General features: G+C 70.2%; 8 protein-coding genes and 2 tRNA genes. 7 read left to right on the top strand and 3 right to left on the bottom strand.

Going from position 1 to position 9,407, the window contains the following annotated elements:
- Positions 1-2: 2 nt before the first annotated feature.
- Genes dusB through dnaG form a run of 3 tightly spaced genes read left to right on the top strand, consistent with a single transcriptional unit; the run spans position 3 to position 4,237 of the window.
- Positions 3-1,151 carry a tRNA dihydrouridine synthase DusB gene (gene dusB / locus ACJJVL_RS09515; RefSeq protein WP_405218408.1) on the top strand — a complete coding sequence of 383 codons (1,149 nt, stop codon included), beginning with the start codon at positions 3-5 and terminating at the stop codon, positions 1,149-1,151.
- The gene (locus ACJJVL_RS09520; RefSeq protein ID WP_405218410.1) at positions 1,141-2,382 is read left to right on the top strand and encodes a deoxyguanosinetriphosphate triphosphohydrolase; all 1,242 of its coding nucleotides are present in this window, start codon (positions 1,141-1,143) and stop codon (positions 2,380-2,382) included. The genes dusB and ACJJVL_RS09520 overlap by 11 nt, the downstream gene beginning before the upstream one ends.
- Positions 2,383-2,386: 4 nt before the next feature.
- Positions 2,387-4,237, top strand: coding sequence for a DNA primase (gene dnaG / locus ACJJVL_RS09525; RefSeq protein ID WP_405218411.1), 1,851 nt, complete (start codon positions 2,387-2,389; stop codon positions 4,235-4,237).
- Positions 4,238-4,243: 6 nt separating this feature from the next.
- Here dnaG and ACJJVL_RS09530 read toward each other — a convergent pair whose 3' ends face one another.
- Positions 4,244-4,942 (bottom strand): hypothetical protein, encoded by a 699-nt coding sequence (locus ACJJVL_RS09530; RefSeq protein WP_405218412.1) that lies wholly within the window; start codon positions 4,940-4,942, stop codon positions 4,244-4,246.
- A 147-nt stretch (positions 4,943-5,089) separates the two neighbouring features.
- On the opposite strand from ACJJVL_RS09530, the gene ACJJVL_RS09535 reads away from it, so the two are divergent.
- A tRNA-Asn gene (locus tag ACJJVL_RS09535) sits at positions 5,090-5,162 on the top strand.
- A 150-nt stretch (positions 5,163-5,312) separates the two neighbouring features.
- On the opposite strand, the gene def is transcribed toward ACJJVL_RS09535, so the two are convergent.
- Positions 5,313-5,876, bottom strand: coding sequence for a peptide deformylase (gene def, locus ACJJVL_RS09540; protein ID WP_405218413.1), 564 nt, complete (start codon positions 5,874-5,876; stop codon positions 5,313-5,315).
- Positions 5,877-5,918: 42 nt separating this feature from the next.
- On the opposite strand from def, the gene ACJJVL_RS09545 reads away from it, so the two are divergent.
- From ACJJVL_RS09545 to ACJJVL_RS09555, 3 genes are all read left to right on the top strand, one after another.
- Positions 5,919-6,860, top strand: a complete 942-nt coding sequence (locus ACJJVL_RS09545) for a DMT family transporter (protein WP_405218414.1) — start codon at positions 5,919-5,921, stop codon at positions 6,858-6,860.
- Complete coding sequence (locus ACJJVL_RS09550; protein ID WP_405218416.1) at positions 6,853-8,052, top strand: glycosyltransferase; 1,200 nt, start codon at positions 6,853-6,855, stop codon at positions 8,050-8,052. The genes ACJJVL_RS09545 and ACJJVL_RS09550 overlap by 8 nt, the downstream gene beginning before the upstream one ends.
- 27 nt (positions 8,053-8,079) lie before the next feature.
- Positions 8,080-8,153 (top strand) — tRNA-Ile (locus tag ACJJVL_RS09555).
- Between the two features lie 112 nt (positions 8,154-8,265).
- Here the strand turns inward: ACJJVL_RS09555 and ACJJVL_RS09560 are convergent.
- Entirely contained in the window at positions 8,266-9,399 is a 1,134-nt protein-coding gene (locus tag ACJJVL_RS09560) for a M12 family metallopeptidase (protein ID WP_405218418.1), read from the bottom strand.
- Between the last annotated feature and the right edge of the window lie 8 nt (positions 9,400-9,407).

Here is a 9,407-nt window from a genome sequence, read left to right on the forward strand (position 1 = left end):
GCATGGCGACGAGCACGAAGCCGGCGCTGTCGATCGGGCCCATCGCCCTCGACACGCCGGTCGTGCTCGCGCCCATGGCCGGCATCACCAACACCGCGTTCCGCAGGCTGTGCCGCGAGTACGGCGCTGGGCTCTACGTGAGCGAGATGATCACGACGCGCGCGCTGGTCGAGCGCACGCCCGAGACCATGCGGCTCATCAGCCACCACCCGTCGGAGTCGCTGCGCTCGGTGCAGCTCTACGGCGTCGACCCGAAGACCGTCGAGCAGGCGGTGGCGATCCTCGTGGACGAGAACCGCGCCGACCACATCGACCTGAACTTCGGCTGCCCGGTGCCGAAGGTCACGCGGCGCGGCGGCGGCTCTGCACTGCCGTGGAAGCGCGACCTGTTCGCCGCCATCGTCCAACGTGCCGTGCGGCGAGCGGGCGAGATCCCCGTCACGGTGAAGATGCGCAAGGGCATCGACGACGAGCATCTGACCTACCTCGACGCCGGGCGCATTGCCGAGGACGCCGGCGTCGCCGCCGTGGCGCTGCACGGGCGAACCGCGGCGCAGCACTACTCCGGCCAGGCCGACTGGGATGCGATCGCCCAGCTCAAGCAGCGCGTCACCTCGGTGCCGGTGCTCGGCAACGGCGACATCTGGCAGGCGGAGGATGCGCTGCGGATGCTGGAAGAGACGGGTGCCGACGGCGTCGTCGTCGGCCGCGGCTGCCTCGGGCGCCCGTGGCTGTTCGGCGACCTTGCCGCCGCCTTCGCGGGCAGCGACGAGCGGCACCGGCCGAACCTGGGGCAGGTCGCGGATGCGTTCCGTCGCCACGCCGAGCTGCTGGTCGAGTTCTTCGACGAGGAGGATCGCGCCTGCCGCGACATCCGCAAGCACGTCGCCTGGTACTTCAAGGGATACCCCATCGGTGGCGACGCGCGCCGTGCGCTCGCAGCCGTCGAATCGCTCGCGCAGCTCGACGACCTGCTGGGCGCGCTCGATCGCTCGTCGCCCTACAACGCCGAGGGCGTCGAGGGCCAGCGCGGCCGCGCGGGCAGCCCGCGCAAGCCCGCCCTGCCGGACGGCTGGCTCGAGAGCCCCGAGCTGAGCCCGGCGCAGCGCGAGGCGCTCATCGAGGACGAGAGCGACACCCGTGGCGGTTGACGCGCGCGGCTACACCGAGCACGACGCCGAGCGCCGGCTGCCGGAGGTGCACCGCTCCGCGCGCACCGACTTCGCGCGCGACCGCGCACGGCTGCTGCACTCGAGCGCCTTCCGCCGGCTCGGGCAGAAGACGCAGGTGCTCTCGCCCACCATGGGCTTCGACGACTCCCGCACGCGGCTCACCCACTCGCTCGAAGTCGCCCAGATCGGTCGCGAGCTCGCTGGCGAGCTCGACCTCGACCCGGACGTCGTCGACACCGCCTGCCTCGCCCACGACATCGGCCATCCGCCCTTCGGCCACAACGGCGAGAAGGGGCTGAACGAGTGGGCGCTCACGATCGGCGGCTTTGAGGGCAATGCGCAGACGCTGCGCGTCATCACCCGGCTGGAGCCGAAGGTCATCGATGCGCAGTCCTACGGCCTGAACCTCACGCGCGCGAGCGTCGACGCCGCCTGCAAGTACCCGTGGCCGGCGGCGACCGACGTGCACGACGCATCCGGTCGCATCAAGTTCGGCTTCTACGCCGACGACAGCGAGGCGTTCGAATGGATGCGCGACGGTGCGCCCGACGGCCGCCCCAGCATCGAGGCGCAGGTCATGGACCTCGCCGACGACATCGCCTACTCGGTGCACGATTTCGAGGATGCGGTGGTGGGCGGCTACGTCGACGTCGCCAAGCTCCAGAGCCGAGTCGGCCACGACGAGCTCGTCTCGATGATGCTGTCGTGGGTGGGGCCGGAGTTCACGCGCGACGAGCTGCTCGCCGCGTTCGATCGGCTCGACGACCTCGAGACCTGGCTGCGCTCGTTCGACGGCTCGCGCGCCGACCACGCGAAGCTCAAGAACCTCACCTCGAAGCTCATCGGGCGGTTCGCGAACGCCGCGACCGAGCGCACCCGAGCGTCGCACGAGGGGCCGCTCGTGCGCTTCGGCGGCACGGTGCGGGTGCCGCGCGAGGTGCGCGCCGAGATCGCGGTGCTGAAGGGCACGGCGGCCAGCTTCATCCTGGCCGAGCGGCGTCAGCCCATCTACGCGAGCCAGCGCCGCGTGCTGCAGGAGCTCTGCGACGCGCTGCTGCGCATCGGACCGAGCGCCCTCGATCGTTCCTACGCCGACGACTGGGCCGCGGCGCCGGACGACGCCTCGCGCGCCCGCGTCGTGGTCGATCAGGTCTCCACGCTCACCGACCGGGCCGCGTTCACCTGGCACGAGCGATTCGTGGGGGAGTAGGGCGATGGCAGGGCGGATCCGGCGGAGCGATATCGACGAGCTGCGCGCTCGCATCTCGATCGTCGATGTCGTCGGCGAGCACGTGACGCTGAAGTCGGCGGGTGTCGGCAGCATGAAGGGGCTGTGCCCCTTCCACGACGAGCGCACCGCCTCGTTCCACGTGCGGCCCGCGGTGGGCCGCTACCACTGCTTCGGCTGCGGCGAGGATGGCGACGCCTTCCAGTTCGTGATGGCGATGGACCACACGTCGTTCGCCGAGACGGTCGAGCGGTTCGCATCGCAGCTCGGCTACACGCTGCACTACGAGGACGGCAAGCCGCAGGAGGAGACCAGCGGGCGCTTGCGCCTGCTGGAGGCGAGCCGCGCCGCCGAGGCCTACTTCCAGGCGCAGCTGCTCACCCCTGCCGCGCAGCTCGGCCAGCAGTTCCTGGGGGAGCGCGGCTTCGACCTCGCTGCCGCCCAGCGGTTCGGCATCGGCTTCGCACCCGCATCGTTCGACGCGCTCAAGCGGCACCTGCGGGGCCTCGGCTTCACGGACGCCGAGCAGCTCGGTGCGGGTCTGCTCAGCGAGGGCCAGCGCGGCAGCTACGACCGGTTCCGCGGGCGCCTGGTCTGGCCCATCCGCGACGTCGCCGGCGCCACCGTGGGCTTCGGTGCGCGCCGCCTCTCGGACGACGACAAGGGCCCGAAGTACCTGAACTCGCCCGAGACGCCGATCTTCCGCAAGAGCCAGGTGCTCTACGGCCTCGACCTCGCCAAGCGCGACATCGCGAAGGGGCACGAGGCGGTCGTGGTGGAGGGCTACACGGATGTGATGGCCTGCCATCTCGCGGGCGTCACCACGGCGGTCGCCACCTGCGGCACAGCGTTCGGCGTCGACCACATCAAGGTGCTGCGCCGCGTGCTCGGCGACGTGTCGACATCCGACACCCGCTCGCTCGGGCGCGTCATCTTCACCTTCGACCCGGATGAGGCCGGCCAGCAGGCTGCCGCGCGCACCTTCGCCGAGGAGCAGCGCTTCGCCGCGCAGACCTTCGTGGCGGTGCCGCCGGGCGGGCTCGACCCCTGCGACCTGCGGCTCGAGCGCGGCGATGACGCGGTGCGGAAGCTCGTGCAGCAGCGGCGCCCGCTGTTCGAGTTCATGCTGCGCCGGGTGGTGGCCGAGCACGACCTCGAGACCGTGGAGGGGCGCGTGGCCGCGATGCGGCGGGCCGCGCCCGTGCTGCAGTCGATCCGCGACCGGGCGCTGGCCGACGGCTACGTGCGCACGGTCGCCGGCTGGCTCGGGGTCTCGCCCGACGAGGTGCGCCGGGCCGTGCGCCAGGCCGGCCCGCGCCCGACGCCGGGCTCGGGCGGCGCTGGGGCCGAGCATCCGCCCGCCGACGTCGCGCTGCAGCAGCTCGAGCGGGATCCGGCGTCCCGTATGGAGCGCGACGCCATCGCCGCGCTGCTGCAGCAGCCGGCGGTGCTCGGCAAGGATCTGGCAGCGCGCGGCGCCTCGGCCTACGTCTCGAACCCGTCGCTCGCTGTGGTGCGCGACGGCGTGCTCGCGTCGCTCGACGCGATCGAGGCATCCGATTTCTCGGAGCGCGTCGCCCAGACCGTGCCGGCCGAGATCGTGCCGCTCGTGCGCACGCTGGCGATGGCGCCGATTCCGCAGTCGACGCAGGAGGGCGTGACCGCGTACGTGCGAGGCATCGTCTCCTCGCTCGTCGACCGCGACATCCTGCGCCGCAAGGCCGAGCTGCTCGGCAGCCTGCAGCGCATGGGCGCGACCGATCCCGAGGGTGCCAAGCGGCTGCAGGAGCAGCTGGTCGACCTAGAGCGGGAGCGGCGGACGCTGCGCTCCGAGTGACGCGAGCTACGGCAGCAGGAAGTTGATCTGCAGGTGCTCGAGGATGACCTCGTCGATGTGATCGACACCGCCTGCGCCCGCCGGGCACTCGGCGATGATCGAGCTGGTCGTGCCGCCCGACTGGAAGTTGCGAGCGAACCAGGCCTTGCCGCTGCCGTCATCGTTCTCCTGCGAGATCGAGAGCATCTCGACCGCGCTGCCCTGCGAAGCGGAGGCAGCGAGGTTGAAGTCGTCGGCGTCCCAATCGTCGGGGCTGGAGTTCGACAGCACCCCGAGGGTGAACGCTGAGCTCTCCTCCTCGTCAGCGACGTCGGTGTCCTGCTCGCCCTGGAAGGCCCAGAACGAGCATCCGGTGGCTGTCTCGATGACGCTGATCGTCGGCCCGGCGGGGAAGGTCGAATCCGGCTGCGCCTGGAAGCCGTCGGCCGTCAGGAAGCTCGTCTCCCAGCCGGCGAGCGTGCCGCGCGGGAGCTCGGTGCCGATCTCGACGAGTGCGGGCAGATCGCTCGTGGGGGCGCTGGACGGTTCGCTGCTGGGCTGCGCCTCCGGCGTCTCCGCCGGCGCTTCGGAGACGGGCGGCTGCGTCGGCTCGGCGGGTGCACTGCTCGGCAGCGGCGGCGGCACGAAGCACGCGCTGAGCGAGAGCGCGGCGCCGACGGTGAGCAGCACCAGCGGCAGGGGGGTGGTTCGACGTGGCGGTGACATGCGGTGCTCCCGATCGTGCGTGCAGGCGGCTCTTGGCACCGTAGCGCGCGAGTCTGGAGGGCTGGTGCGGATGCGCGACCGGGAGCCGGGCCGCGATGTGGCCGCTGGCCCGGAGTGATGCTACGATTGCTGTCGCTCCCGCAGCGATCCTCGATAGCTCAATTGGCAGAGCAGCCGGCTGTTAACCGGCAGGTTGATGGTTCGAGTCCATCTCGGGGAGCGACAAGGCCCCGCGCACCGCGCGGGGCCTTCCTCGTTCCCCGCCCGTAGGTCGAGGAGCGCCCGCCGCAGGCGGCCGCGTCACGAGACCGGATCCCCGTAGGTCGAGGAGCGTCCGCCGAAGGCGGCCGCGTCACGAGACCGGAACCCGTCACGCCTCCAGGTCGTCGACCCCCGGCAGCCAGCTCAGCCCCGGCACGCCCCACTTGTTGCGCTTGATCGCCTTCTGCACGCCCTTGGTGCCGAACGCATCCAGCCGGTCGGTGTAGAGCATGCCCTCCAGGTGGTCGAACTCGTGCTGCAGGATGCGCGCCAGCCATCCCGCGGCCTCGAGCTCGTAGTGCTCGCCGTGCTCATCCTGCGCCCGCAGGAGCGCGCGCCCACTCCGCAGCAGGCCGAACCGCTCGCCCGGCACGGAGAGGCACCCCTCCTCGTCGTCCTCGTCTGGGATGCCCACCGGTGGCGGCGAGATCCAGAGCTCCGGATTGACCGCGACGCCTCGCGAGTTCGTGCCGTCCTCATCCGTCCAGTCGAAGACGAACAGGCGCTTGCCCACGCCCACCTGCGGCGCTGCAAGACCGACGCCGGGTGCCGCCTCCATCGTCTCGAACATGTCGGCGACGAGCGTGGTGAGGGCGGCGTCGAAATCGACGACCGACCCTGCGGGCTGGTGGAGGACGGGCTCACCCGTGATGCAGATGGGCAGAACGGTCATGTCCTCCACAATATCGAGCGCGTTGCGCAGTACGGTCGTCAGGTGCTGTTCACCGCGCTCGACGACCTTGCGGCTGAGATCTCGCTCACCCCTCTGCAGGCGCTCGGGATCCCGGTCGCGATCGTCGGCGCCATCTTCCTCTCGGTGGGCACCCAATTCCAGCATCGTGGCGTCGGTGATTTCAAGGGCGGCGACCAGCGGGGCGCAAAGCTGGGCGGGACTGCCCTCGCGCGGCTGCTGAAGAATCCGGCCTGGGTCGTTGGCACGCTGCTGCTCGGCCTCGCGATCGTGCTGCAGCTCGGAGCGCTCGCGCTCGCGCCGCTCATCGTCGTGCAGCCGCTCGGCGCGGTCGCCCTCGTGGTCACCGCGATCCTCAACTCCAGGCTTGCCGGCATCAAGCTCGACCGCCTCACCATCCGCGCGATCGTCACGTGCCTGGTCGGGATCGGTCTGTTCGTGACCGTCGCCGCGATCTTCGCGATCGAGCGGCCGATCCAGGATCGACAGCTGCTCACCGTGCTGTCGCTGCTGGTCGTCGCGCTCGTCGGGCTCGGCATCGGATGGTGGACCTGGCGCGCCCGCGCGAACGCGATCTTCTACATCGTCGCGGCCGGTGTGCTCTACGGCTTCGTCGTCACGCTCTCGAAGATCGTCATCAACCGCATCATCTCGAGCAACTTCGACTGGCTCACGATCGTCTGCGGTGTCGCATTGCTCGTGGCCATGCTCATCGGCAGCTACGCGGTGCAGCTCGCGCACGCATCCGGCCCGCCCGACCTCGTCATCGCCGGGCTCACCGTCGTCGACCCGCTCGTCGCGGTGCTCATCGGCGTGACCGTGCTCGGCGAGGCCGCAGCCACCCCGCCGTGGGCCATCATGGCGTTCGCCGCCGCAGGGGCGCTCGCCGTCTGGGGAGTGCTCCAGCTCGCCCGGCACCATCCACAGATCCGCACGCCGTTGGCGCCCGAGGAGCAGAATGACTGATCGCCCCCTTCGCATCCTGATCGCGACCGACACCTTCGCGCCCGACGTCAACGGTGCCGCGAAGTTCACCACCCGTCTGGCGGCGCGGCTCACCGCGCGCGGGCACGAGGTGCACGTCGTGGCGTCGGCGTTGGCACGAGGTCGACAGGGCACGCGGATCGAGGAGCACGAGGGACAGCGGTTCTCGGTGCATCGCCTGCGCTCGATGCTCTACCCCGGCCACGAGTGGCTGCGCTTCGCCGAGCCATGGCGGATGTTCCGCAACGCGGCGTCGCTGCTCGACGCGCTGAGGCCCGATGTCGTGCACTTCCAGTCGCACATCATCCTGGGTCGTGCCTTCTCGACCGAGGCGAAGAAGCGCGGCATCCGCGTGATCGGCACCAACCATCTGATGTTCGAGAACCTCATGGACCACTCGAACGTGCCGCAGTTCCTGCAGGAGCAGACGGTCGACCGGTTGTGGAGGGATGCCGCGACCGTGCTGGGCCGCTGCGACGTCGTCACGACGCCCACGCGTCGCAGCGCCGACTACCTGGAGCTGAAGACGGGGCTGCGCGGGGTGCACGCGATCTCGTGCGGGTTGCCCGGCGACGAATACAGCCCGCACCCCGAGCGGCAGCACGGCCGCATCGTCTTCGTCGGCCGCGTCACGAGCGAGAAGCGGCTCGACACGCTCGTGCGCGCTGTGGCGCTGCTGCCCGACGATCTGCCATGGCAGCTCGACATCGTCGGCGGCGGCGACCAGATCGACGAGCTCGGCAGGCTCGCGCGCGAGCTGCACATCGCCGACCGCGTCACGCTCACCGGCTACGTCTCCGACCAGGAGCTGCGCGATCGCCTGCGGTCTGCAGAGGTGTTCGCGATGCCCTCGACGGCCGAGCTGCAGTCGATCGCGACCATGGAGGCGATGGCGACCGGGCTGCCGGTCGTCGCCGCGGATGCCGTCGCGCTGCCGCACCTGGTCAGGGACGGCGTCAACGGATGGCTCTTCAGACCCGACGACGAGACCGACATGGCCGAGAAGCTCGAGCGCATCCTGCGCCTGAGCGACGAGGACTACGCGACCTATCAGCGGCACAGCCTGCAGATGGTCGCGCCGCACGACATCGAGGCGACGATCACGGCCTTCGAACGGCTGTACCGCGGCGAGGACATCCTTGACCCCGACACCCGAGTCGAGATCGCCGACTAGGCTCGTGTGCCGGGCCGCACGGCCCACGGGGCGGTAGCTCAGCTGGTCAGAGCAGGGGACTCATAATCCCTCGGTCACGGGTTCAAGTCCCGTCCGCCCTACTGCGCACCAGGATGCTCGGGCGACCTGCACGCGCGGCGGGTGCGCGCTTCCCGGCGGCGCCGTTGCGTACCGAACTGCAACCGCGAGTCCGGGTCAGCCAGCGGTTGCTTCCTAGGTCTTCCGGGTCGTCACACCTACGGAGTAGCTGCCGGTGGCCGCGGCATCCTTGTGCCGCACTCCCAGCCAGTAGTCGCCGGGCAGCAGCTTTCGGACGATCCGCGCGTTCGCGCCACGGCCCCTGTCGTCGTCCCACGCCAGGACGGCTCCTGGATCGTTCGGCCCGTACAGCGACAGCACCGTATCGCTCGGACCCTGGGTCGTCATGATGTGCGTCGCGGCCTTCTGGACCTGGAACACGTAGGTATCGACCTCGCCTCCGTTGGTGAGATCCGAGTCCACCCTCGGCCCGTTGGGCACCACCTCCTGCAGCCCGACCTGCTGCTGCGGATACTGGCGGGACATGTACTCCTTGTCGAGCGCCGACAGGGTCGTGTTCCAGCCGATCGCGTACGAGCCGACCGTGAGACTGTCGGGCACCGCGTACTGCATGATCGACGTCGAATCGAACTGGCTGTGATTCGTCGTGGCCTCATCGAAGACGTGGAAGAGGTTCCAGTCGACGTCGGCCTTCGACCACCCCTGCTGTGCGTAGTGGGCGTAGACGGCCGGTTTGTCCCAGGGTATGGATGCCGCTGGGTTCTGATGCTCGTGGATCATGCCCAGCGCGTGCCCGAACTCGTGCCGGACCACACGCTGATACTCGCGCAGCGACGTGTTCGGCTCGAGCCAGCCGTAGTTCATCGTGGCGGCCGATGCGGGTACGGTCAGTGCATCCGTGCCCACCGTCGACCACGAGAAGCCCTTCTCCGCGAAGGAGACGCGGATCTCGGACGCACCGGACGACACGAACTTCAGCTTCAGGTTCGCCTCGCTCTCCCACTCGTGCGCGATCGATTCCACCTTCGCCTGCACCGCCGGATCGCCGTCGAGGAACCTCACGCGAAGGGTGCGGCCGTTGTCCCACAGCTTCACCGTCCAGAACACCGCGCGTGCGGTCAGCGTGCCTGGGAGCGCGAGGGCGACTGCGCCGCCGCCGAACCCGGCCACCACCTCGCTCATGGGCATCACGCGGACGTTCCCCACGCGCTCGCCGGCAGCCAGCTGGTCGCCGTCGACGCTGGGCTTGGCCTGCATGCCGCCCAGCCCCGGAATGAACGGCGTGCAGATCTTGTACGAACGAGCCATGGGAACAC

This window comes from Agrococcus sp. Ld7, assembly GCF_045064095.1.
In the GTDB taxonomy this organism is placed as follows: Bacteria; Actinomycetota; Actinomycetes; order Actinomycetales; family Microbacteriaceae; genus Agrococcus.

Excerpts from the sequence above, each read along its gene's own strand:
- ACJJVL_RS09560 (WP_405218418.1), bottom strand. The coding sequence starts at position 9,399 with ATGGCTCGTTCGTACAAGATCTGCACGCCGTTCATTCCGGGGCTGGGC.
- dusB (WP_405218408.1), top strand. The coding sequence starts at position 3 with ATGGCGACGAGCACGAAGCCGGCGCTGTCGATCGGGCCCATCGCCCTC.
- ACJJVL_RS09530 (WP_405218412.1), bottom strand. The coding sequence starts at position 4,942 with ATGTCACCGCCACGTCGAACCACCCCCCTGCCGCTGGTGCTGCTCACC.
- dnaG (WP_405218411.1), top strand. The coding sequence starts at position 2,387 with ATGGCAGGGCGGATCCGGCGGAGCGATATCGACGAGCTGCGCGCTCGC.
- ACJJVL_RS09550 (WP_405218416.1), top strand. The coding sequence starts at position 6,853 with ATGACTGATCGCCCCCTTCGCATCCTGATCGCGACCGACACCTTCGCG.
- def (WP_405218413.1), bottom strand. The coding sequence starts at position 5,876 with ATGACCGTTCTGCCCATCTGCATCACGGGTGAGCCCGTCCTCCACCAG.